The organism is Streptomyces sp. NPDC020875 (genome assembly GCF_040641415.1).
In the GTDB taxonomy this organism is placed as follows: Bacteria; Actinomycetota; Actinomycetes; order Streptomycetales; family Streptomycetaceae; genus Streptomyces.
In genome coordinates this window covers 1-21106 of sequence record NZ_JBFADP010000021.1, presented here as the reverse complement: position 1 = coordinate 21106, position 21106 = coordinate 1, and the positions used below count along the sequence as shown (strand labels likewise).

The following is a 21106-nucleotide window of genomic DNA, read 5'->3' as shown; positions in this document are numbered from 1 at the left end:
CTCGATCAACCCCGGGCAGCGGACTGCCGCGGCTATGTGCCGTCACTGCTGTGGTGGGCACGCCGGATTCGTCTGAGTGCTTCAAGCTCTGTCCGTGGGAAGTGCTCGCCCCACTTGCCTCGATAGCCGCTCTCTCCGTAAGTCCGCGCGACCTCGTCGAAGCAACGGATCACGGTGCGAGCAAGCTGGTCGATCCCGAGCCGACCGGACCAGATCTCGGTTCCCTTGGTGTCGGGATCGCCGCCGTGCCGGAGTTCCAGTACGCGGATCCAGGTGTTCACGCCTTCGCGGCGGAGGATCCACCGATAGGCGGTCGGCTCGGCCTCGAACCGGGCCCGGGTCTCCGGCTCGCCCGCGACGAGCCGGGCCACCGCGGTCAGGAGCTCCTCGGGCGCGCTGGAGACGCGGGACGCGGTGAGCTCGACTCTCGCCCGGTGATCTTCAAGGGCGCAGTCGGCCCACCCGGAACCCGCCAACGTCCAGGTGATGCGCAGGCCGGATGTCACTGGTGCTCCCCGGCGAGGAAGGCCCGGACATCGGCCGCGAGGGATGTCATCTGCTCGTCGGCCTCCAAGAACGGGGCGAGATCGCCGTCCCGGATCCGGGCGACGACCTCGTTGACGCGAGCGGTCAGACCCGGGGCCCGCAGCTCGACGGCATAGTGGACGGAGTCCGCGTCGAAGCTGAACCAGTCGCGGAACGTCACGCCGACGGACGCGTTGTCCCGGCAGCGGATGGTCACACCGGCCTCATCGTCGGTGCGGACGTCTGCTGTGGTCATGGGCGGAACGCTAGGCCAGCAGCTGTTCGACGTCATTCGGATTCGCCGTCGGTGGAGAGGCGAGCGGCTTCGGAGACCGTACGAGCGCGCTCCATGGTGGGTCCGCGAACCCGCGTGGTTCGGAGATCCGCAGTCCGTCCAGTCCCCCAGGACCGCTATCGATCGACGTCGACGGGAACTCCCCGCATCTGCAGCCGGGCCTTCAGGAACTCCATCTCCGGCAACGTTCCCACCAGACCGTCACGGCTCAGTTCCCCGACCAGTTCACGAGCCCGTGACAACGAGGCTGCCGTGTCCTCCCGAAAGACCTTCAGAGCTAGGACGAGACTGGGAACCGGACCGACCAGCCGCAGCCTGACGGGATCATGCGCGGCCAGGAGAGCCACCCGAACCTCCTCAGGTGCTGGACCCGGACCAGAGTGTTCGCACAGGTAGCTGCCACAGGACCCGCATGAGAGCTCCGAATCCCACCACAACTCATCGTGAAGGATGAACTGGTTCACCTGCCGCACCGCCATGCTGCCGCACTCGCAGGGCGATGCGATCTTCGCGCTCTGACCAGTCATCCGGGCTCTCCGACGTTCCACTCCCGGGACATGCGCGGGAGCACTAGTGACGAGAATCGCTGAAAGATGACATCTGCCGCGTGAAGTCGCAATCCGGCCCCGTGTTGCGTAGCGCACTTTTGCAAGCATCTGCTTGCAATAGTTAGCAAGGCTGGGGCACGATCGAACCATGGCATCACTCAATGTCGGCAATCTCGGCGAGTACCTCCGCGAGCAGCGGCGCAGTGCGCAGCTGTCCCTGCGGCAGCTCGCCGATGCCGCCGGGGTGTCGAATCCGTATCTGAGCCAGATCGAGCGAGGGCTGCGCAAGCCGAGCGCGGAGGTGCTGCAGCAGGTCGCCAAGGCGCTGCGGATCTCCGCCGAGACGCTGTACGTGCGGGCCGGGATCCTCGACGAGCGGGACCGGGAGGAGCTGGAGACCCGGGCGGTGATCATCGCCGACCCCTCCATAAATGAGCGGCAGAAGGCCGTTCTGCTCCAGATCTACGAGTCCTTCCGCAAGGAGAACGGGTTCGAGGTCGCGGACGGTCCTGATGCCGCCGACCCCGCAGCGACGGACGCCTCGACGGGCGCGGACGTCGTGGAGGACCGGCCGGGGGCCCGGGGTGACCGGGACCCGCTGGAGAAGCCCGCCGAAGCCGAAGCGGACGGGAGCCGCCGGGGCGGACGGCAGCGCGCTGGTCGCGCCGCCGATACGCCTCCGGGCTCCGACGGAGCCGCCTGAAATCGTCAGCCCCGCGTTCCGGGAGGACCACCCATGGCCATCACCGACGACCTGCGTGAACTGCGCAAGAACCTCAGCGACCCCACCCCCCTCTACTTCGCCGCCGGTACCGCCGATCTCGCCGTGCAGCAGGCCCGGAAGGTGCCTGCCCTGCTGGAGCAGCTGGCCGCCGAGGCGCCGGAGCGGATCGAGGGGATCCGCAACGATCTGAACGAGCTGCGCAACACCGACCCCAAGGCCGTCCAGGACCGGGTCTCCGGCCAGGCCAAGGAGGCCCAGGCCACCGTTTCGGCGAAGGTCAACGAGGTCATCGGCGGCTTCGGCAGCTTCGATGACGAGTTGCGGAAGTTCGGCGAGAACGCGCAGGACCTGGCCCTGCGCGGGGTCGGCGTCGCCGCCGAGTACGCCGTCAAGGCCCGGGAGACGTACGAGCGCGTCGCCGAGCACGGTGAGCAGACCGTACGGTCGTGGCGCGGCGAGGCCGCCGAGGAGATCACCGAGATCGCGGTCGCCGTCGAGCCGGAGCCCACGCCCGCCACCCCCGCGCCGAAGCGGCGCCCGAGGGCCGGAGCCGCCGGGACCCGGCCCGCCGCCACCCGGCCGCGGCCCCGCTCCCCGAAGGCCGAGCCGGGTACGGCCGCCGGTGCCGAGGGCGCCGCCGAGGCCGGGAAGACCGAGCGCCCCAAGGGCGCCGCCGCGAAGAAGACCCCGGCCCCGCGCCGGGCCCCCGCCGCCCGTAAGACGGCCGGAAAGAAGACCCCGCCGCCCGCGGAGTGACTCAAACGGGTGTACGAGAACACGGACCGGGCACCTTTCAGGCGTCCGGTCCGCTCGCCGCCCCCGCCGGGTACGGTTGTCGGGAGGGCACTACATTCATCGATCCCCTAGGCGGTGCCACGCATGCTGCGCGCGAACTTCGACCTGACCCTGTGGTTCTTTCTCTACTGGGTCTTTCTGGGCACCGCCGTGGTCGCCCTGGTGATGGCCGCGATGACGCGTGAGGACGCCTTTCGCGCCGCCGACAAGAAGACCAAGCCGTTCTGGCTGATCATCCTGGGCGTCACGGTACTGGTGAATCTGCTGCTCCCGTCCATGCTCTTCCTGAAGCTGATCGGGCTGGTCGCCACGATCGTCTTCTTCGTCGACGTCCGGCCCGCGGTCCAGCAGGTCAGCGGCGGAGGACGGCGGCGCGGCGGCGGATCCAGCAGCGACGGTCCGTACGGCCCGTACAACGGCGGCCGATAACCCTCGGGGCGGTTCCGTACCGAGAAGCACCCACGCGTACGCGCGTACAGGGCCCGGGTTCGCCCGGGCCCTCGCCGTTTCCCGGTTCCGGCCCCGGAGAGGGGCCTCAGCCCCGGCTCAGCAGCAGGACGGCCAGGTCGTCCGTCAGCTCCCCGCCGTTCAGCGCCCGGGCCTCCTCGACCGCCGTCTCCAGCAGATCCTCGCCCTCGTGGCCCGCCGCGAGCTGCCGCGTGATCATGGACTGGAGACCCTCCTGGCCCAGCCGGGTCCGCTCGCCGGGTCCGGTCCGGCCCTCGATCAGCCCGTCCGTGTACAGCAGCAGCGACCAGGCCCCGCCCAGGGTGATCTGGTGGCGCGGCCAGCGGGCCCGGGGCAGCAGTCCGAGCGCCGGTCCGCCGTCCTCGGGCGGCAGCAGCTGGGCCGCCCGGCCGCCCCGGATGACCAGCGGTGACGGATGGCCCGCGAGACAGATCCCGGCCCGGCGGCCGTCGGGGGCGATATCGATCGCGCAGAGCGTCGCGAAGATCTCGTCGCTCTCCCGTTCGTGCTCCAGCACCCGCTGGAGCGTCGACAGCAGCTCGTCCCCGCACAGGCCCGCGAAGGTCAGGGCCCGCCAGGCTATCCGCAGCTCCACCCCGAGCGCCGCCTCGTCCGGGCCGTGGCCGCAGACGTCGCCGATCATGGCGTGGACGGTGCCGTCGGGGGTGCGGACCGTGTCGTAGAAGTCCCCGCCGAGCAGCGCGCGGGAGCGGCCGGGCCGATAGCGGGAGGCGAACCGCAGCTCCGAGCCCTCCAGCAGGGGAGTGGGCAGCAGCCCCCGCTCCAGCCGGGCGTTCTCCTGGGCCCGCAGCCGGGACTCGGCGAGCTTCATCTGGGCGGTGTCGGCGCGCTTGCGCTCGACCGCGTACCGGACCGTACGGCTCAGCAGCCGGCCGTCCAGCTCGTCCCGGAAGAGATGGTCCTGCGCCCCCAGCCGGACCGCCGCCGCCGCGCGCTCGCCGTCCCCGGAGGTGGTCAGGGCGAGTACGGCGTGCCGGGGCGCGATCCTCAGTACGTGCCGGAGCGGGCCGAGCCCGTCCGCGGCGGCCGCCCCGCCCCCGCCGGTCCCGCCGCCGGAGAGCGCCAGGTCGAGCAGTACGCAGTGCACGTCGTCCGTGAGCAGTCGCTCCGCCTCGGTGAGGTTCCGCGCGGTCCGGATCCGTACCCGGGTCGCCGTGCCGCCGCCCGACTCCGTCAGCTCGGGTACGGAGAACGTGCCCGTGGGGTCGTCCTCGATGACCAGCAGGGTGAGCTGGGTCGGCTCGGCGCCGCTCACGGCACCGGGCACGGCCCCGCAGTCCGAGGCGTCCAAGGCGTCCGGGGCTTCCACGGCGGCCACGGCGCTCCCGGTGTCCGCCGGGCCGGGGTCACCGGTGCCGTGCGGATCGCCGTCGGCGGGCGACCGCGTCGGCACGGGCGCACTGTTCTCCGTGACGGAGGAGTTCCTCTGTCGCGGTACTGGTACGGGCATGGGTCCGGTTTCCTTTCCCTCCCCCGAGGGCGCGGCGGGCCGACGATCGACGGTCCGCCGACGGGGACCATAGCGGTAGCGCGCGGTACAGCGGAATGCCGTTACGGGGAGGACAGGGGCCATCTTCCCGCCGGGTACCGCAACTTGACCCCGCCCCCATGAGATACATCACGCGATACGCCCCGCCGCGAGTGACACGCCCCACGCGCCCCACCAGCCCCGCCGGACAGGGTTTGCGCGCCCCGTACGCCCCTTCCATCCGCACCTGTCCCGATGCGCCCCCACGCCATCGGCTCCCTTCAGCCCTGCGCGCCCCTTGCGGCGCCACCCGCCCCACCCCGTACCGACCGCGCCCGCGCGGGCGCCGGTCCCGCCGCGCCGGTGTCACGTACCCGCCGCGCCCCCGCCGCGTCCCGTTACGCCCCCGGGCGGACCACGCCCAGGATCTTGTTGGCACCGGCGCCCGCGACGGTGACGGTCCGGCCGGGGCGCGGGGCGTGAACGATCTTGCCGTCGCCTATGTACATCCCGACATGGCTGGCGTCGTCGTGGTAGATGATCAGGTCACCGGGGCGCATCTCCCCGATGTCGATCCGCTTCAGCTGACGCCACTGCTCCTGGGACGTCCTCGGTATCGGCACCCCGGCCGCCGCCCACGCCTTGGACGTCAGCCCCGAGCAGTCGTACGACCCCGGGCCCTCGGCGCCCCACTCGTACGGCAGCCCGACCTGGTCGAGGGCGAACTCCACGGCCCGGCCGCCTTCGACCGTGATCGTCCCCTCGACCCGCTGGAGCGCCCCGGACCGCAGCCAGTCGCTCTGGGCCCGGTCGGCCGCCTGCTTCTCCAGCTCCAGCAGCCTGGCCTTCTCCTTCTCGGCCAGCCGGTCCTCGATCTTCCTGGCCTCGGCGATCTTCGCGGCGATCCGCTTCTTCGCGTCGGCCATCCGGAGCCGCTCGGTCTCCAGCCGCTTCCACTGCGTACTCGCGTTCGTCGCGTACACGTCCAGCTCGGTCCTGGCCTGCTCCAGATTGCCGAGCAGGTCCTTGGTCGCCTTCTGGCCCTGGAGCAGCCGGTTCCCCTCGTCGAGGAAGGTCTGGGGGTCGTTCGCCAGCAGGAACCGGGCCTGGGGCGGCATTCCGCCCGTCCGGTACTGGAACCGGGCCGCAGCCCCGGCCGCCGCCCGCAGATCGTCGATCCGCTCCTGGGCCCGCGCGGCGTCCTTCCCGAGCTCGGCTATCTCCGCGGACTGCCGCTCGCCCCGTTCCTCCGCCAGGTTGTACGCGTCGGTCGCGGACACGGCCTGGTGATAGAGGTCCTCTATCTCGACCCTGATCTGCTCCAGGGTCTTGCCGCCGGTGCCCGCGCCCGTCCCCGTCCCCGCGCCCGTGCCGATACCCGGCGGGCCGCCGGTCGCCCCGCCGACCGAGCCGGGGGCCGCCGGGGCCACCGGGGGAGTCGGCTCGCCCGGTGCCGCGAAAGCCGTCGCGGTTGAGGCCGCCGACAGCGTCAGCGCGCTGACCAGCACGGCCGCCGCCGCGGCCCAGAGTCGTCGCGTCACGATTCCCCCTCCTGCTCCTGCTCCCGCATGAGCCCGTACGCCTCGTCGCGCGTACGACATCAGACATCCGTATCGGTCCTGAATTGCCGTCAGTGACATTCCGGCGCTGCCGTGACGGCGCCACGCCCGCACCGGAACGGACAGGGGACCCGCCACGGAGAACCGCCGCTCATGAGGCCGCCCGCGCCCCCGGGAGGGACTCCCGGAAAGACCCTCGGCAGAGACCCCCGAGAACACTCCCCAAAAACACCCCGGAACCGACGGCCCGTCAAACCGCGAACCCCCTCCGAACCCCCTTCTCCGCCGCCGTACCACCGCGAAGCGATTCCCTGTCACCTTCCATACGCATCGCCGCCCGCCAGGGTTCCCGCCCACCCGCACGTCATTCGAACGGGTGAACGGCCGCCCCCTTCACTCCCCGGCGTGCTCCCTCTGCCCTCCGCGCGGCGCCAGCGCCTCCCATGCCACCGTGACCTCCCCCTGCCGCCACCGCCTCCGGTCGTCCCCGACCGGCCAGTCCGCCGCCAGCGCCCCCACCGCCGCGATCCACCGCTGCCGCGCGCCGAGCGACGCGTACGGCGCCGCCGCCGCCCACGCCTGGTCGAAATCCCGTAGGAAGGAGTGCACCGGCTCACCCGGCACATTGCGGTGGATCAGCGCCTTCGGCAGTCGTTCCGCCAGGTCGGAGGGGCGGTCGAGGGAGCCGAGCCGGGTCGCGAAAGTGACCGTACGCGGCCCTTCGGGACCCAGCGCCACCCATACGTGCCGCCGCCCGATCTCGTCGCACGTCCCCTCGACCAGCAGCCCGTCCGGCGCCAGCCGCCCGCACAGCCGGGCCCAGACGGCCGCCACCTCCTCCTCGTCGTACTGCCGCAGTACGTTCGCGGCCCGGATCAGCGTCGGCGGTACGTCCACAGGGACCTCGAAGCCCCCGTACCGGAAGGTCAGCCCCGGCTCCTCGTACGGCCGCGCCGCCAGCACCCGCTCCGGATCGATCTCGATCCCGACCACCTCGCACCGGGGGTCGGCCTCGGCGCGCAGCCGCCGGGCCAGTTCGAGGGTGGTCCACGGAGCGGCGCCGTACCCGAGGTCCACGGCGAGCGGCCGCCCGCTCGCCCGCAGCGCGCGGCCGTGGACGGCCGCGATCCAGCGGTCCATCCGGCGCAGCCGGTTCGGGTTGGTCGTCCCGCGGGTGGCGGTACCGACGGGGCGGGAGCTCATGCACCGAGGGTATGCCGCGCCGGGACCGGCGGTACGCAACGCCCGGCGGCCCCCGCCGGACGCCCCCGACGGCCCCGGTAGGGCGCCCCCGGGCGGCCCGAACCCGCGCCCCGGGCGGCCCGAACCCGTGCCCCGGACGGCTTGAACCCGTGCCCCCGTACGGCCGGGACCCGCGCCCCGGCCCACCCGCCCCCTTGCCCCCGTCTGTGCCCCTTTACCTGCCTCTTTACGTGCTTCCGGCCGTGCTTGTGCCCGTACCCCGCGTGCCCGTCCGGTCACGATTTGGCAAAGTGCTGGACGATAGGAAATGGAAGGATGCCCTCCGCTGTTGTGCGGTGGCGGAAGTCCGAGAGCTGCCGCCGATTTGCCGTGTCCGGAACGAGGAGGGCCTTCGCGTGAGCCAGTACGTCTCCCGCATCTCCACCGGTCTGGCCCCCCGGCTCAGATTCCCCGGGGCGCACCGCAAGCCGCGCCGGATCGCGATGCTCAGCGTCCACACCTCACCCCTCCACCAGCCCGGCACGGGCGACGCGGGCGGGATGAACGTCTACATAGTGGAGCTGGCGAAGCGGCTCGCCGCCATCAACATCGAGGTGGAGATCTTCACCCGGTCCACCGCGGGCGGTCTGCCCGGCACGGTCGAACTGGCCCCCGGGGTCCTGGTCCGGCATGTGGACGCCGGTCCGTACGAGGGCCTGGCAAAAGAGGAGCTGCCCGGCCAGCTCTGCGCCTTCACCCACGGTGTGATGCGGGCCTGGGCCCGCCACCGCCCCGGCCACTACGACCTGGTCCACTCCCACTACTGGCTCTCCGGCCATGTCGGCTGGCTGGCCGCCGAACGGTGGGGCGTCCCCCTCGTCCACGCCATGCACACCATGGCCAAGGTCAAGAACGCGGCACTGGCCGATGGCGACACCCCCGAACCGTCCTCCCGGGTCATCGGCGAGACGCAGATCGTGACCGCCGCCGACCGGCTGATCGCCAACACGGCGGAGGAGGCGGACGAACTGATCCGCTTCTACGACGCCGATCCGGCGAAGGTCGCCGTGGTCCACCCCGGCGTCAACCTCGACCGGTTCCGCCCGGTCCCGGCGCCGGCGCCCGGCCTCATCCCGACCGCGTCCGGGAGTACGTCCCGCGACCGGGCCCGGGACCGGCTCGGCATCCCCCGGGACGCCTTCGTCCCCCTCTTCGCCGGACGAATACAGCCCCTCAAGGCCCCCGACGTCCTTCTCCGCGCCGTCGCCGTCCTGCTGGACCGCGACCCGTCCCTCCGCTCCCGGCTGTACGTCCCGATCGTCGGCGGCCCCAGCGGCAGCGGCCTCGCCAAACCCGAGGGCCTCCAGAAGCTGGCCGCCCGGCTCGGCACCGCCGATGTCGTCCACTTCCATCCGCCGGTCGGCCAGGACCGGCTCGCGGACTGGTTCCGGGCCGCGAGCGTGCTGGTGATGCCCTCGTACAGCGAATCCTTCGGCCTGGTGGCGATCGAGGCCCAGGCCACCGGCACACCGGTGGTCGCGGCGGCGGTCGGCGGACTGCCCGTCGCCGTCCGCGACGGCCGTACGGGCATCCTCGTCGACGGCCACGACCCGGCCCACTACGCCGACGCGCTCCGCCGGCTGCTGGACGATCCGGCGCTGGCGGACCGGATGGGCACGGCTGCGGCCCGGCACGCGGAGTCCTTCGGCTGGGACGCGGCGGCGGCGGCCACGGCCGAGGTCTACACCGCCGCCATGCAGGAACACCGCCGCCGGGTACGCTCGCACCATGTCTGACGACGGCGTATCCGCATCGGAGTCCCCCGCCGAGACCCTTGAAAGGTCCCTGCGCGAGACGGGCGCGGAGTGGGAGAGCCCGGAGCCGGGTTCGTATGTGGTCAGCCTCCCCGGCAGCCGCAAACTGACGACGAACGTCGCCCTGCGGATCGGCGCGCACTCCCTCTCCGTCAACGCGTTCGTCATCCGTCACCCGGACGAGAACGACGCGGCGGTCCACCGCTGGCTGCTGGAGCGGAACCTCAAGCTGTACGGGGTCTCGTACGCCATCGACCACCTCGGCGACATCTACCTCACCGGCCGCCTCCCGCTCACCGTCATCACCCCCGGCGAACTCGACCGGCTGCTGGGGGCGGTCCTGGAAGCCTCGGACGGCGCGTTCAACACCCTGCTGGAGCTGGGCTACGCGAGCGCGATCCGCAAGGAGTACGCCTGGCGGGTCTCGCGCGGCGAGTCGACCCGCAACCTGGCGGCCTTCACCCACCTCACGGGCGAGACCCCGGCGAAGGACTGACCTCGTCGGCGGCCTCCTCCAGCGCGTCGATCACCCCGTTGTGGAAGGCGGCGTCGTCCTGTCGGCACGGCGCCCGGAAGTACGCCTCGGAAGCCTCCCGGAGCCCGCACCCCAGCAGGGCCATGGTCACCCGGGTGGCCTCCGCGCCATGACAGCCGTTCTCCTTGAGGAACGCCTGGAGGGCGTCGGTGTCCCGGGCCGCCTCCCACCCGGGCCGCGCCAGCTCCACCACGGCGGCGATCCGCGCGTCCCGCGCGGCACCGGGGTCCCGGTGGAACTCGTGCACGACCTCGATCCGCCCCACGATGTGCGTGTTGAACTCGTCCAGCTCCTCGGCGGGTACCCACAGTTCGAGAATGGTCCGCCCACCGGCCTGCTGTACGGGATACCGGCGCAGGAACTCCGAGTCGACCTCGAACCGGGTGACGAACCCGGAGCCGGAGTGCTTGACGTTCCAGTCCCGCGCGATGGCGATCGCGTACTCCTCGTTCAGCACGGGATAGAAGATCGGCTGCTCGGGCAGCCTCGGCGGCCACGCACGCCACTCCAGCCCCGCCACCAACGCCAGCTCCTCGGGCCCGGTGGGCCGCCAGAGGGTGGTGGTGGGTCGTACGGTCGTCATGGCTCGGCTCTCCGGTCGCGGTCGGTGACCAGGGACGCTATCGCCCCGCCGCTCCTCCCACCACAGGGTTTCCCCTCTCCTCCCCGCCGACCGGCGGAGTTTCCCGCCCCGCCCCGGCATGGCGCACCGGCCGCGAGATGCACCCGCGCATCCTGAGAACCCTTCCACCCGTCCCACTCAGGAGCGGACCATGCCCCACCCCGCCCGACCGGCGTCCCCGGGCGAACCGGCCGTCGTCGGCCTCGCCCTCGCGGCGGTCCTGGCGGCGGCCTTCGCGCAAGGCTCGTGGGAGTGGTTCTCCACGTACATCGGCCTGACGCTGATCGCCCTGATCGTCTGCTTCTACCCGCGCCCGGCCCCGACCCCCGGCGACACCCCCGCCTACGCCCGCGATCTGACGGCCTACGCCCTGATCATCGGCCTGAGCGCGGCCCTGGCCCTGGCCCCCGCGATACAGCGCTGGTCGTGGCTCTTCCCCATGCCTGCGACCCGCGCGGACTGCCCGTCCCTGGGCACGTACGCCGCCCTCCGCACCCGGGCGTCCCTCCCCACGAACCCCGAGTCCCTGTCCTTCGCGGTCCAAAAGGCATCCCACGAGGCGGTCGCGGACTGCCTCGCCTTCACCACGACCCGCTGGCTCCCGGTCTACGCGCTGGGGGTGGCGCTCCTGGTCGCCGGGCTGGTGTGGCTCCTCAACCGCGCCCGAGCCGACCGGCACACGCCACCGGTACGCCGCTAGAAACCCCCGCCCCCTCGGAGAACGCCCCTCAGCCCTCCTCGTCGTCCCCGTACATCTCCGCGCGAAGGCGCGCCCGCGCCGCTTCGAGGCGCTCGGCGTAGTCCGGTTGGAACAGCTCGCTCAACGACTTGTCCAACGTCCCCGAGATCGCGTAGACCGGCGACCAGACGGCCCGGTCGGACACGATCTCCTGAAGCGCGTCGGATCGGAACATCACCTCATAGAGCCAGTCCGACAGCACGAACGCCTGATCACGCGTGAGCTTGATGGTGATTGCCTCGTCATCTTTCATGATCTCAACCTAGCCACCGGCCGACACGCGTCGGCCGATGGCCATGACCCATGACCCCATGAGACCGAGGCGAGGCACCGATGGAACGCGTGGCAGCCGAACTGTTCACCGACGGCGGCAACGACGCGGTGGTCCGCCTTCCCGGACGGCGGTTCCCCGGGGTCCTGATCCAGGGCGACACCCTCAGCACGATCCGGTCGGACGTCGCCGAACTGGCCGACCTGTGCGCCACGGGCGACCTGGCCGAGGCCCGGGAGACGGCGGCCCTGCTGCTGGACGAACTGGACGCCAGGCTTCAGCGCTATACCGAAGCGCTGGCAGCGCACGGGATTCCTCGGCCTTTCTGATCAGAGACCCGCGAGGCGCCTTGAAGTAGTGGAGAGAGCTGCAACTCACTCCGGCCGGCGGCGGTGTGGGCGTTGGCGGTCGCGTTCGATCTCGGTGGCGACTGCCTCGGCGCAGGTCAGGACGAGGTGGAGCCGGGAGAGGATGTCGCGGCGCGCTTGGGCGATCAGTTCGTCATGGGTCGGGCTGTCGCCTCGGGGAGACCAGTTGCCGTGGTGGCTGTGCTCGTTGACCACATCGCGACAGAAGCGGACGACCGCGTTCATAGACGCGCGGAAGTCGTCCTGATAGCCCTGCTCGACCTCCGGGCGGAGGGGGCGCTCGTCGGACCGGCCGTCGCCGTCGCAGGCGGTGGGGATAGTCACGGGGCCTGTTGGCGGCGCGCGGTACGGCTGATGGGGAATGCGGACAGAAGGTAGCGGATTCCGTCGTCTTGGATGGCGCGGCTGTACGGCTCGCCCCTTGCCAGGAGGCTTAAGGCGTTCTCCTGTTCGGCTCGGTTGGTGAGCCAGTGGCGGACCGCGGTGGCTGCCTGTAGGTCGAGTTGCTCGGCGATGTGGTCGGCCCTCATGTGGAGCCAGCGGACCGCGAGGCGTGGGGTCGCGGCAGGGTGTGAGCCGAGTCGGAACGTTCGGTTGGTGCAGGGGGTGTAGGCGATCGCCCGGCACCAGAAAACCAGTCGAAGCTCCAGCCGAGGCATCCGCGACATGGTCAGCATGCCCCCACCCCCGCGGCCTCGGCGCGGAGTTCGGCCGTGACTGTGTAGCCGTGGTGGTCGCCGCTGATACGGATCTCGGCCGCGTAGGCGCTGACCAGGGCCAGGCCCCGGCCGCCGAGGGAGTCTTCGTCCGCGTGTGTGACGCGGGGGCGGCTACCGGTACCGCCGGAGTCGGTGACCGTGATGGTCGCGGTGGTCTCCGTGTAGGTGACGGTCAGGTGGAAACTTCCGCGACCGTCACGGCTGTGGGCGATGGCGTTGGTGCCGAGTTCGGTGACGACCAGCAGTGCTTCGTCCATGCACGGATGGGGGCCGAGGGCGACCCGGGTCCAGTGGCGGGCGCGGCTGACCTCTTGGGGCTGCCCGGTGAAGAGGCGTTGATAAGTCGGCACGGTGCGTGTCCTCCATCCCTGGTGACCTGCTGGTTCGTACGGCTCTGCGGCCATCGGCTGACGCGAACCCTCATGAGCCGTAGAATTAGTACTAGCACCGTACTTGCTGTGCGGGCACTTGAAGTGCGGGATCGAACTTTTCGTGCGGATGGATGCCGCATAGCGTTCGCCGTAGGTCGGTGCCTGGCCGTTTCGCCGAGGAGAAGGGGACCCGGATGTTCGGGCTGATGGTGCGGTTCACGTGCAAGGACGAGGCTGCCGCTGCCGCGTTCGACGAGCTGGTGGCGCGGACCGGAGAGCACATTCGTGCGAACGAACCTGGAACGGTGATCTACGCCGTGCATCGCGTTGACGGGCGGCCGTTGGAGCGGATCTTCTACGAGCTCTACCGCGACGCCGCCGCCTTCGAGGCGCATGAGTCGCAGGGCTACGTAAGGGAGTTCCTCGAAGAGCGGGAGCGGTACCTCTCCTCGACCCAGGTGGATCGCCTGGACTTCGTTTCGGGCAAGGGTGTGGACGTTGAGCGCTGAGTACGAGAAGTCCCTCGGGCGGAAGATCGCCTTCAACCGCAAGCGACGGGGGCTGTCACAGAAGGAGTTCGCCGGTCTGCTGGACCGGTCGGAAGCCTGGGTCTCCCAGGTGGAGCGCGGCGTTCGCCGTGTCGACCGGATGACGGTCCTGGAGAAGGTCGCCGAAGTCCTCGATATGCCCGTAGCCGAGTTGGCGGCGGAGGCGCCGATCGTGGCATCCGTCGCCGAAGGCGAGCCCCCGGGGGCGAGTCGGCTGCGGCTTGTACTCAGCTCGGCCCACTCGCTCAAGGCGATTCTCGGGCAGTCCGCACCGCCGGACATCCCCGCACTGCGGGCCGATGTCGATCGGGCCTGGTCCCTGACACATGAAGGTAACTACGCCGATCTGGCCGACCTCTTGGAGGACCTGGTCCCGCGCCTGGAGTCGGCTACCCGCGGAGGCGCCGAAGAAGAGCGTCCCGGGCTGTTCCGGCTGCTCGCCGCGATGTACCACACGTGCAGTGCGGCGCTGGCGAACTCGGGCGAGCCGGAGGCCGCGTGGATCGCGGTGGACCGTGCCGTGGTCGCGGCCGAGCGGGCAGGGGATCCCCTGCTGATGGCGGCCGGTGAGTTCCGGCTCTCGATCGTCTTCCTCGGGGCACGTCATTACGAGCAGGCCGCCCGTGTATCGGGAAGTGCCGCGGACGCGCTCGCGCCGCTGGCCGAAGGCGGCGAGCCCGGAGCCGTCGCGATGCGAGGGGCTCTCACCCTTCAGCGCGCCGTGGCCGCCGGCCGGTTGAACCACGCGGACGACGCCTACGCCTACCTCCGCCTGGCGAAGGAGCTGGCCGCGCGGGTCGGCGACGGACGCAACGACTACAACACGGAGTTCGGGCCCACCAACGTCGCACTCCACGAAGTCGCCGTCGCCGTCGACCTGGGGGATGCCGGAATCGCCTTGCGGGCGGCGGAGGACGTGGACGCCTCCGGGCTGTCCTCGGAGCGCCAGGCCCGTTTCGGCATCGACCTCGCCAAGGCACACGCCCAGCGTCGTCAGATCGACCAGGCGGTCGACTCCCTGGTCAGGGCCCGCGAACTGTTGCCCGAGATGTTCCGCGCCAAGCCCACGGTCAAGCAGCTCGTCTCCGACCTGCTGGCGATGAGCCCCCTGCCGTCCGATCAGCTTCGTGAGCTCGCAAGGGAGTTGGGCGTACAAGAAGTGCGGACTGGTACCTGAAGTACTAGACAGTACTTCGTGTGCGAGTTACCGTGGAGGGTGTCGGCAGGCTCCCCTTGTGACCGACCGGTAGGTCGGTGTCCCGGCCGGGGACAGGGGGTGCGATTGCCGTTTCGCGTATGACGTGGATCCCGCCTCTGAGAGGAGTGATCGCCGTGACACTGAACCGCCACCCCCGCTACACCGTCCGTATCAGGCCCCTGTGGGTCGGGGACGCGTGCGGCCACTGCGGACATCGGAGGCGTGCCGCCGCCGGGTCGGCGTTCCGCACTGACTGCTGTTCAGCCCGCTGAAAGGGCTGCCGCGACCGGTCTGCCGACGGCTCTCGCGCGTGTGGTGCCGCCCGGATTCGATCGAGATCCTCAGGCCCTCCGCCCAGGGTGTGATCCCCCCTGGCGGCCCCGGGGCGGGCTCCGGCTAAGCACCGAGCCCCCTGCCTGCGGAAAGGTGCAGGCAGGGGGCTCGGTCGAAGAGACTTGGAAAGGCGTTACTTCTTCTTGCCCTGGTTCTTCACGGCCTCGATCGCCGCTGCCGCCGCGTCCGGGTCGAGGTACGTACCGCCGGGGGTGAGCGGCTTGAAGGCGGCGTCCAGCTCGTAGTAGAGGGGGATGCCGGTGGGGATGTTCAGGCCCGCGATGGCCTCGTCGGAGACGCCGTCGAGGTGCTTGACCAAGGCGCGCAGGGAGTTGCCGTGGGCGGCGACCAGGACCGTGCGGCCCGCGAGGAGGTCCGGGACGATGCCGTCGTACCAGTACGGCAGCATCCGGACGCCGACGTCCTTCAGGCACTCGGTGCGGGGGCGCAGCTCCGGCGGGATGTCCGCGTAGCGGGGGTCGGCGCTCTGGGAGTACTCGGAGCCGTCCTCGATGGGGGGCGGCGGGGTGTCGTAGGAGCGGCGCCAGAGCATGAACTGCTCCTCGCCGAACTCGGCGAGCGTCTGGGCCTTGTCCTTGCCCTGGAGGGCGCCGTAGTGGCGCTCGTTGAGGCGCCAGGAGCGGTGGACCGGGATCCAGTGCCGGTCGGCGGACTCCAGGGAGAGCTGGGCGGTGCGGATCGCCCGCTTCTGGAGGGACGTGTGGAGTACGTCGGGCAGCAGCCCGGCGTCCTTCAGCAGCTCACCGCCGCGGACCGCCTCCTTCTCGCCCTTCTCGGTGAGGTTGACGTCCACCCAGCCGGTGAACAGGTTCTTCGCGTTCCATTCGCTCTCGCCGTGGCGGAGGAGGATCAGCTTGTACGGTGCGTCGGCCATGCGTACGAGCCTAATGGAACCCTTCCCCGGCCCACCTCCGGGACGGTTGACGACGGCCGTCAAACGTCTGGTGTCCCCACCACAGTGTGTGTAATGTGCGGAAGCAGATAGAGACACTTACATCGAGCGGGAGTCGGGGGGACGTCGCATGGTCTGGGCGGGGGTACGGCGCGCCGTACGGGAGAGTGTGGCGGGGATGCCCCCGCAGTTCTGGTGGCTCTGGACCAGCACCCTGGTCAACCGGCTCGGCGGCTTCGTCGCCACCTTCCTCGTGCTCTACCTCACCGCCGAGCAGGGGCACTCCGCCTCCTTCGCCGGGTTCGTCGTCTCCCTCTACGGATTCGGCGGCGTCGTCGGCGCGATCGGCGGCGGGATCATGGCCGACCGGCTCGGCCGGCGGCCCACCCTGCTGGTCACCCAGCTGGCGTCCGCCGTCGCCGTCGGTGTGCTCGGCTTCGTCCAGCATCCGGCCGCCATCGCCGCCGTCGCCGCGCTCGTCGGGGTGGTGACGACCGCGTCCCGGCCCGCCGTCCAGGCGATGATGGCCGATATCGTGCCCCCGGAGGACCGGGTCCGCGCCTACTCCCTCAACTACTGGGCCATCAATCTCGGCTTCGCCGTCTCCGCGACCGCCGCCGGGTTCATCGCCGAGTACAGCTATCTGATCGGCTTCCTGGGCGAGGCCGTGATGACCCTGGCCTGCGCGATCATCGTCTTCGTCAAGCTGCCCGAGTCCCGGCCCGAGCAGCCCGGCGGCAAGGGCGCCGACCCGGCCGAGACCTCCGTGAGCATGTGGTCCGTCGCCCGCGACGGGAAGTTCATGAGCCTCGTCGGCCTCTGGTTCCTGCTGGCGCTGATCTTCACCCAGGGCTATGTCGGACTGCCCCTCGCGATGGGCGACGACGGATTCTCCTCGTCGCAGTTCGGCCTGGTCATGGCCTTCAACGGGGTACTGATCGTGGCCCTCCAGATCCCGGTCACCCGCTTCATCGAGCACCGCGACCCCCGCCCGCTGCTGATCGCCTCCGCCCTGCTCGCGGGGTACGGCTACGGGCTCACCGCCTTCGCGGGCTCCATGGCCTTCTACGCCCTCACCGTCGCCGTCTGGACCCTCGGCGAGATGATCAGCGCCCCCACCCAGGCGGGGCTCGTCGTCCGGCTCTCCCCGCTCCACGGGCGCGGCCGCTACCAGGGCGTCCACAACATGACCTGGTCCGTCGCCACCCTCGTCGCGCCCCTGATGGCCGGGCTGGTCATCGACCGCTACGGCGCCGAATGGCTCTGGGCCATGTGTGCCGCCCTCGGTACCGTCGCCGCCGCCGGGTACTGGGTGCTGATGCGCCGTCTCGGGGCGGGGGAGGACGCCGGGCCCGTCGCCGAGGGCACCGCGAAGATCCCCGGCCTGGTGGAGACCCCGGGCCTCGTCCCCGTCACCGAACCGGCGGCCGGGGAGCCCGAGCCGCGCCCGGCCCACGGCCGCGCCCACGCCCGGGAGACCGCCCGGGAGACCGCCGACTGAGTACGGGGGAGGGCCCGCCGGTCATGACGACCGGCGGGCCCTCCCCCGTACTCACATCCGTGGCGGCCGGACCTCAGCCGCAGCAGCCGCCGCACTGGCACGGCGACCCCGACTGGCAGCCGCAGCCGCAGCCCGAGCCGCAGCCGCAGGCGCCCAGCAGCGGAAGTCGGATCGCGTCGCGGGACCCGTCGGCGGGTGGTTCCCGCCGGGGGTCCGGAGTGGGGGACTCGGCCATGGACTCCTCCTCAAGGGATGCGGAGGCGCGCCCGCCCCCGGCGCGCACGCCTTTCCGCCTCTCCCCATCTTGATGCCCGCCCCGACAGGCGCGTCAACCGCGCGCAGGGGCACGGAACCGGCCCCGGGAGGCCGGACCGCGGAGTCCCCGAGTCCCGCCCCTCACCCGCGTCCCTACGGCTCCACCGGCCCCTGCGGGTCGATCGTGTCCACCGGGTCCGCCGGGTCCACCCCGGCCATGGTGTCCGGCTGGAGCTCGTCCGCGTGCTCCCCCGTCACCAGGTACACCACCCGCTTCGCCACCGACACCGCGTGGTCCGCGAACCGCTCGTAGTACCGGCCCAGCAGTGTGACGTCCACCGCCGTCTCGATGCCGTGCTTCCACCGGTCGTCCATCAGATGCTGGAACAGCGTCCGGTGCAGCAGATCCATCTCGTCGTCGTCGGTCTCCAGCTGGAGCGCCAGATCGACGTCCTTGGTAATGATGACCTCGGCGGCCTTCGCCATCAGCCGCTGCGCCAGCTGGCCCATCTCCAGAATCGTCGCCTGGAGGTCGCGCGGAACCGGCGACTCCGGGAACCGCAGCCGGGCCAGCTTCGCCACATGCTGCGCCAGGTCGCCCGAGCGCTCCAGGTCGGCGCTCATCCGCAGCGACGTCACCACGATCCGCAGATCCGTGGCGACCGGCTGCTGCCGCGCCAGCAGGGCGATGGCCCGCCCCTCCAGATCGTGCTGGAGATCGTCGACCTTCTGATCGGCGGCGATCACACTCTCGGCCAGCTTCAGATCCGCGTCGAGCATCGCCGTCGTGGCGCGCCCTATGGCCGACCCGACCAGCCGGGCCATCTCCACCAGACTCTCGCTGATCGAGTCCAGTTCCTCGTGGTACGCGTCCCGCATGGAGCTCCCTCTCTCGGTGACCGTGCTCCGGTCGCGGTGACCGGGATCCGGGCAGGGCCTCGGGTTCGGGCCCTACGCTCCCACGGTCGGCGCCCCAGTCGACGCCGCCCATCCGCACAGGTGAACCGGCCCCGTCCCCCCGGTGAACTCTGGGCGACGAGTCCCGTGCGGAACGTCCACGACCGGGACCGACGCGATGACCATGCCTAACCTTGAGGCATGGACGTGAACGCGGCGGTCGCCGCAGCGGCGGCGATCGCCGGTCTTCTGACCGGCGTCTTCGCCGTGCTGGCGTTCCGCTGGAGCGAGCGGGAACAGCGCCGGCCCACCCGGTCGTCGCTGCACACCGACGCGATACTGCCGCCCGGTGTCGACACCGTACTCTCCGTGCTGCGCTCCTCCGCCGTCGTACTGGACGAAAGCGACTCCGTCGTCAAGGCCAGCTCGGCGGCGTACGCCCTCGGGCTGGTACGCGGCGGGAAGCTGACCGTCGAAGCGATGCTGAAGATGGCCCGCGACACCCGCCGCGACGGCGAGATCCGCCAGGTCGAGCTGGATCTGCCGCGCCGGGGCACCGGCCGGGGCGAGGCGCTGGCCGTCTCCGCCCGGGTCGCGCCCCTCGGCTCCCGGCTCGTCCTGCTGCTGGTCGAGGACCTCACCGAGGCCCGCCGGATCGAAGCCGTACGCCGGGACTTCGTCGCCAATGTGAGCCATGAGCTGAAGACCCCCGTCGGCGCGCTCTCCCTGCTCGCCGAGGCCGTCATGGACGCCTCGGACGACCCGGAGGCGGTCTCCCGGTTCGCCGGGCGGATGCAGATCGAGGCCGCCCGGCTGACCAGCCTCGTCCAGGAACTGATCGACCTCTCCCGGGTCCAGAACGACGACCCGCTGGACGGCGCCGAGCCCGTCAGGGTCGACAAGGTGGTCGCCGAGGCGATAGACCGGTCCCGTCAGCCGGCGTCCGCCAAGAACATCACCATGGTCTCCGGCGGCACCGACGACCTCTACATCTGGGGACACCGGGGCCAGCTCGCCGCCGCCCTCGGCAACCTGGTCGAGAACGCCGTCAACTACTCCCCGGCCAGGACCCGCGTCGGCATCTCGGCGCGCCGTGTCCCGGCACCGGGCGGCAACCTGATCGAGATCGCCGTGACCGACCAGGGCATCGGCATCTCCGAGAAGGACCGCGAGCGGGTCTTCGAACGGTTCTACCGCGTCGACCCCGCCCGCTCCCGCGCCACCGGAGGCACCGGCCTCGGGCTGGCTATCGTCAAGCACGTGGCCGCCTCGCACGGCGGGGAGGTCACGGTCTGGAGCTCCGAGGGCCAGGGTTCCACCTTCACCCTGCGACTCCCGGAAGCGGGATCCGTATCCGGACGGGCCCGTACCGAATCCGCATTCCCACCGGAACCGGATCGCGCCCACAGAGCCGACCGGCCCCATCCCCCCACCGATCCACATACCGAGATCCCTGCCCCGGAGGTCCTTCCGTGACCCGAGTGCTTGTCGTCGAGGACGAGGAGTCGTTCAGTGACGCGCTCTCCTACATGCTCCGCAAAGAGGGGTTCGAGGTCGCCGTAGCGTCCACGGGACCCGAAGGACTCGACGAGTTCGAGCGCAACGGCGCCGATCTCGTCCTCCTCGATCTGATGCTGCCCGGACTCCCCGGTACCGAGGTCTGCCGGCAGCTGCGCGGCCGCTCCAACGTCCCGGTCATCATGGTGACCGCGAAGGACAGCGAGATCGACAAGGTCGTCGGCCTGGAGATAGGCGCCGACGACTACGTCACCAAGCCGTTCTCCTCACGCGAACTGGTCGCCCGGATCCGCGCCGTGCTGCGCCGCCGCGGCGAACCGGAGGAGGTCGCCCCGGCGGCCCTGGAGGCCGGTCCCGTCCGGATGGACGTCGACCGGCATGTCGTCACCGTCTCCGGCGGCAAGATCGACCTCCCGCTGAAGGAGTTCGACCTGCTGGAGATGCTGCTGCGGAACGCGGGCCGGGTCCTCACCCGGATGCAGCTGATCGACCGGGTCTGGGGCGCGGACTACGTCGGTGACACCAAGACCCTCGACGTCCACGTCAAGCGGCTGCGCGCCAAGATCGAACCCGACCCGGGCGCGCCCAGGTATCTGGTGACGGTCCGCGGCCTCGGCTACAAGTTCGAGCCGTAGGCCGTCCGGCCCGTACCGGCTGAACGGCCCGTACCGGCTGAACGGCCCGTACCGGCTGAACGGGCCGGACGGGCGGCGCGGGCGGAATGGTCCGTACGGGTCCGGGACCGGTGGCGTACGAGTCCGTACGGGCTCCGGCGCTCGCCGCGCCCCCGGACCCGAACGGGAGCCGCCGACCCCGGCCGTCCGCCGGGTACGCGAAGGGCGCCCCCCGCTGTCAGCGTGTCGACAGCGTTCGTCGGGTTCTCGGCTGCCCATCGGCGTGTGCCGGTGCCCTCCGAGGT

General features: G+C 71.2%; 25 protein-coding genes and 1 pseudogene. 12 read left to right on the top strand and 14 right to left on the bottom strand.

Annotated elements, in window-relative coordinates:
- Positions 1-32: 32 nt before the first annotated feature.
- The 3 genes from AB0G74_RS14360 to AB0G74_RS14350 form a co-directional block, all read right to left on the bottom strand.
- Entirely contained in the window at positions 33-506 is a 474-nt protein-coding gene (locus AB0G74_RS14360; protein ID WP_361145109.1) for a hypothetical protein, read from the bottom strand.
- Positions 503-781 (bottom strand): DUF6228 family protein, encoded by a 279-nt coding sequence (locus tag AB0G74_RS14355; RefSeq protein WP_361145106.1) that lies wholly within the window; start codon positions 779-781, stop codon positions 503-505. Before AB0G74_RS14355 ends, AB0G74_RS14360 begins: the two co-directional genes overlap by 4 nt.
- A gap of 155 nt (positions 782-936) precedes the next feature.
- Positions 937-1167, bottom strand: coding sequence for a hypothetical protein (locus tag AB0G74_RS14350; protein WP_361145103.1), 231 nt, complete (start codon positions 1165-1167; stop codon positions 937-939).
- A gap of 349 nt (positions 1168-1516) precedes the next feature.
- Here AB0G74_RS14350 and AB0G74_RS14345 point away from each other — a divergent pair, with 349 nt between their 5' ends.
- From AB0G74_RS14345 to AB0G74_RS14335, 3 genes are all read left to right on the top strand, one after another.
- The gene (locus AB0G74_RS14345; RefSeq protein WP_361145100.1) at positions 1517-2071 is read left to right on the top strand and encodes a helix-turn-helix transcriptional regulator; all 555 of its coding nucleotides are present in this window, start codon (positions 1517-1519) and stop codon (positions 2069-2071) included.
- 33 nt (positions 2072-2104) lie between these two features.
- On the top strand, positions 2105-2848 hold the full coding sequence (locus AB0G74_RS14340; RefSeq protein WP_361145097.1) for a hypothetical protein: 744 nt from the start codon (positions 2105-2107) through the stop codon (positions 2846-2848).
- 123 nt (positions 2849-2971) lie between these two features.
- Positions 2972-3316 (top strand): DUF2516 family protein, encoded by a 345-nt coding sequence (locus tag AB0G74_RS14335; RefSeq protein WP_361145094.1) that lies wholly within the window; start codon positions 2972-2974, stop codon positions 3314-3316.
- Positions 3317-3422: 106 nt separating this feature from the next.
- On the opposite strand, the gene AB0G74_RS14330 is transcribed toward AB0G74_RS14335, so the two are convergent.
- The 3 genes from AB0G74_RS14330 to AB0G74_RS14320 all read right to left on the bottom strand — a co-directional run bounded on the left by AB0G74_RS14330 (position 3423) and on the right by AB0G74_RS14320 (position 7606).
- On the bottom strand, positions 3423-4826 hold the full coding sequence (locus AB0G74_RS14330; protein ID WP_361145091.1) for a PP2C family protein-serine/threonine phosphatase: 1404 nt from the start codon (positions 4824-4826) through the stop codon (positions 3423-3425).
- Between the two features lie 416 nt (positions 4827-5242).
- Positions 5243-6385 carry an NlpC/P60 family protein gene (locus AB0G74_RS14325; RefSeq protein ID WP_361145089.1) on the bottom strand — a complete coding sequence of 381 codons (1143 nt, stop codon included), beginning with the start codon at positions 6383-6385 and terminating at the stop codon, positions 5243-5245.
- A gap of 411 nt (positions 6386-6796) precedes the next feature.
- The gene (locus AB0G74_RS14320) at positions 6797-7606 is read right to left on the bottom strand and encodes a class I SAM-dependent methyltransferase (protein WP_361145086.1); all 810 of its coding nucleotides are present in this window, start codon (positions 7604-7606) and stop codon (positions 6797-6799) included.
- Positions 7607-8001: 395 nt separating this feature from the next.
- Between AB0G74_RS14320 and mshA the strand changes: the two genes are divergently transcribed.
- Together mshA and AB0G74_RS14310 are read left to right on the top strand one after the other, a co-directional pair.
- Positions 8002-9381, top strand: coding sequence for a D-inositol-3-phosphate glycosyltransferase (gene mshA, locus AB0G74_RS14315; protein ID WP_361145083.1), 1380 nt, complete (start codon positions 8002-8004; stop codon positions 9379-9381).
- Positions 9374-9895, top strand: a complete 522-nt coding sequence (locus tag AB0G74_RS14310) for a YbjN domain-containing protein (protein WP_361145080.1) — start codon at positions 9374-9376, stop codon at positions 9893-9895. The genes mshA and AB0G74_RS14310 overlap by 8 nt, the downstream gene beginning before the upstream one ends.
- A 274-nt stretch (positions 9896-10169) precedes the next feature.
- On the opposite strand, the pseudogene AB0G74_RS14305 reads toward AB0G74_RS14310, so the two are convergent.
- Positions 10170-10517: pseudogene (locus AB0G74_RS14305) on the bottom strand (hypothetical protein); the annotation flags it as partial.
- 190 nt (positions 10518-10707) lie between these two features.
- On the opposite strand from AB0G74_RS14305, the gene AB0G74_RS14300 reads away from it, so the two are divergent.
- Complete coding sequence (locus tag AB0G74_RS14300) at positions 10708-11256, top strand: hypothetical protein (RefSeq protein WP_361145077.1); 549 nt, start codon at positions 10708-10710, stop codon at positions 11254-11256.
- Between the two features lie 28 nt (positions 11257-11284).
- Here the strand turns inward: AB0G74_RS14300 and AB0G74_RS14295 are convergent, their stop codons facing one another.
- Positions 11285-11548 (bottom strand): hypothetical protein, encoded by a 264-nt coding sequence (locus tag AB0G74_RS14295; RefSeq protein ID WP_361145074.1) that lies wholly within the window; start codon positions 11546-11548, stop codon positions 11285-11287.
- A gap of 80 nt (positions 11549-11628) precedes the next feature.
- Between AB0G74_RS14295 and AB0G74_RS14290 the strand changes: the two genes are divergently transcribed.
- On the top strand, positions 11629-11895 hold the full coding sequence (locus AB0G74_RS14290; RefSeq protein WP_361145072.1) for a hypothetical protein: 267 nt from the start codon (positions 11629-11631) through the stop codon (positions 11893-11895).
- 45 nt (positions 11896-11940) lie between these two features.
- Here the strand turns inward: AB0G74_RS14290 and AB0G74_RS14285 are convergent, their stop codons facing one another.
- From AB0G74_RS14285 to AB0G74_RS14275, 3 genes are read right to left on the bottom strand one after another with little or no spacing between them, the layout of a single operon-like run.
- The gene (locus tag AB0G74_RS14285; protein WP_361145069.1) at positions 11941-12258 is read right to left on the bottom strand and encodes a hypothetical protein; all 318 of its coding nucleotides are present in this window, start codon (positions 12256-12258) and stop codon (positions 11941-11943) included.
- Positions 12255-12611: a hypothetical protein gene (locus AB0G74_RS14280; RefSeq protein WP_361145066.1), complete on the bottom strand. Its 357-nt coding sequence runs from the start codon at positions 12609-12611 to the stop codon at positions 12255-12257. The genes AB0G74_RS14285 and AB0G74_RS14280 overlap by 4 nt, the downstream gene beginning before the upstream one ends.
- On the bottom strand, positions 12605-13003 hold the full coding sequence (locus AB0G74_RS14275) for an ATP-binding protein (RefSeq protein ID WP_361145064.1): 399 nt from the start codon (positions 13001-13003) through the stop codon (positions 12605-12607). Before AB0G74_RS14275 ends, AB0G74_RS14280 begins: the two co-directional genes overlap by 7 nt.
- A gap of 215 nt (positions 13004-13218) precedes the next feature.
- Between AB0G74_RS14275 and AB0G74_RS14270 the strand changes: the two genes are divergently transcribed.
- Positions 13219-13533, top strand: a complete 315-nt coding sequence (locus tag AB0G74_RS14270; RefSeq protein WP_361145061.1) for an antibiotic biosynthesis monooxygenase — start codon at positions 13219-13221, stop codon at positions 13531-13533.
- Positions 13514-14749: a helix-turn-helix transcriptional regulator gene (locus AB0G74_RS14265; RefSeq protein ID WP_361145058.1), complete on the top strand. Its 1236-nt coding sequence runs from the start codon at positions 13514-13516 to the stop codon at positions 14747-14749. Before AB0G74_RS14270 ends, AB0G74_RS14265 begins: the two co-directional genes overlap by 20 nt.
- Positions 14750-15236: 487 nt before the next feature.
- Here AB0G74_RS14265 and AB0G74_RS14260 read toward each other — a convergent pair whose 3' ends face one another.
- Entirely contained in the window at positions 15237-15998 is a 762-nt protein-coding gene (locus tag AB0G74_RS14260) for a phosphoglyceromutase (RefSeq protein ID WP_361145055.1), read from the bottom strand.
- Positions 15999-16146: 148 nt separating this feature from the next.
- On the opposite strand from AB0G74_RS14260, the gene AB0G74_RS14255 reads away from it, so the two are divergent.
- Entirely contained in the window at positions 16147-17517 is a 1371-nt protein-coding gene (locus AB0G74_RS14255; RefSeq protein ID WP_361145052.1) for an MFS transporter, read from the top strand.
- A gap of 73 nt (positions 17518-17590) precedes the next feature.
- Here AB0G74_RS14255 and AB0G74_RS14250 read toward each other — a convergent pair whose 3' ends face one another.
- Both AB0G74_RS14250 and phoU read right to left on the bottom strand, forming a co-directional pair.
- Complete coding sequence (locus tag AB0G74_RS14250; RefSeq protein ID WP_361145049.1) at positions 17591-17752, bottom strand: hypothetical protein; 162 nt, start codon at positions 17750-17752, stop codon at positions 17591-17593.
- Between the two features lie 173 nt (positions 17753-17925).
- On the bottom strand, positions 17926-18651 hold the full coding sequence (phoU, locus tag AB0G74_RS14245) for a phosphate signaling complex protein PhoU (protein WP_361145046.1): 726 nt from the start codon (positions 18649-18651) through the stop codon (positions 17926-17928).
- Between the two features lie 219 nt (positions 18652-18870).
- Between phoU and AB0G74_RS14240 the strand changes: the two genes are divergently transcribed.
- Complete coding sequence (locus tag AB0G74_RS14240) at positions 18871-20145, top strand: ATP-binding protein (RefSeq protein WP_361145043.1); 1275 nt, start codon at positions 18871-18873, stop codon at positions 20143-20145.
- Positions 20142-20822, top strand: a complete 681-nt coding sequence (locus AB0G74_RS14235) for a response regulator transcription factor (protein ID WP_358823127.1) — start codon at positions 20142-20144, stop codon at positions 20820-20822. Before AB0G74_RS14240 ends, AB0G74_RS14235 begins: the two co-directional genes overlap by 4 nt.
- Positions 20823-21106: the final 284 nt, after the last annotated feature.

Excerpts from the sequence above, each read along its gene's own strand:
- AB0G74_RS14300 (WP_361145077.1), top strand. The coding sequence starts at position 10,708 with ATGCCCCACCCCGCCCGACCGGCGTCCCCGGGCGAACCGGCCGTCGTC.
- phoU (WP_361145046.1), bottom strand. The coding sequence starts at position 18,651 with ATGCGGGACGCGTACCACGAGGAACTGGACTCGATCAGCGAGAGTCTG.
- AB0G74_RS14345 (WP_361145100.1), top strand. The coding sequence starts at position 1,517 with ATGGCATCACTCAATGTCGGCAATCTCGGCGAGTACCTCCGCGAGCAG.
- AB0G74_RS14250 (WP_361145049.1), bottom strand. The coding sequence starts at position 17,752 with ATGGCCGAGTCCCCCACTCCGGACCCCCGGCGGGAACCACCCGCCGAC.
- AB0G74_RS14310 (WP_361145080.1), top strand. The coding sequence starts at position 9,374 with ATGTCTGACGACGGCGTATCCGCATCGGAGTCCCCCGCCGAGACCCTT.
- AB0G74_RS14340 (WP_361145097.1), top strand. The coding sequence starts at position 2,105 with ATGGCCATCACCGACGACCTGCGTGAACTGCGCAAGAACCTCAGCGAC.
- AB0G74_RS14335 (WP_361145094.1), top strand. The coding sequence starts at position 2,972 with ATGCTGCGCGCGAACTTCGACCTGACCCTGTGGTTCTTTCTCTACTGG.
- AB0G74_RS14355 (WP_361145106.1), bottom strand. The coding sequence starts at position 781 with ATGACCACAGCAGACGTCCGCACCGACGATGAGGCCGGTGTGACCATC.
- AB0G74_RS14330 (WP_361145091.1), bottom strand. The coding sequence starts at position 4,826 with ATGCCCGTACCAGTACCGCGACAGAGGAACTCCTCCGTCACGGAGAAC.
- AB0G74_RS14255 (WP_361145052.1), top strand. The coding sequence starts at position 16,147 with ATGGTCTGGGCGGGGGTACGGCGCGCCGTACGGGAGAGTGTGGCGGGG.
- AB0G74_RS14260 (WP_361145055.1), bottom strand. The coding sequence starts at position 15,998 with ATGGCCGACGCACCGTACAAGCTGATCCTCCTCCGCCACGGCGAGAGC.
- AB0G74_RS14270 (WP_361145061.1), top strand. The coding sequence starts at position 13,219 with ATGTTCGGGCTGATGGTGCGGTTCACGTGCAAGGACGAGGCTGCCGCT.
- AB0G74_RS14280 (WP_361145066.1), bottom strand. The coding sequence starts at position 12,611 with ATGCTGACCATGTCGCGGATGCCTCGGCTGGAGCTTCGACTGGTTTTC.
- AB0G74_RS14290 (WP_361145072.1), top strand. The coding sequence starts at position 11,629 with ATGGAACGCGTGGCAGCCGAACTGTTCACCGACGGCGGCAACGACGCG.
- AB0G74_RS14320 (WP_361145086.1), bottom strand. The coding sequence starts at position 7,606 with ATGAGCTCCCGCCCCGTCGGTACCGCCACCCGCGGGACGACCAACCCG.
- AB0G74_RS14240 (WP_361145043.1), top strand. The coding sequence starts at position 18,871 with ATGGACGTGAACGCGGCGGTCGCCGCAGCGGCGGCGATCGCCGGTCTT.
- AB0G74_RS14295 (WP_361145074.1), bottom strand. The coding sequence starts at position 11,548 with ATGAAAGATGACGAGGCAATCACCATCAAGCTCACGCGTGATCAGGCG.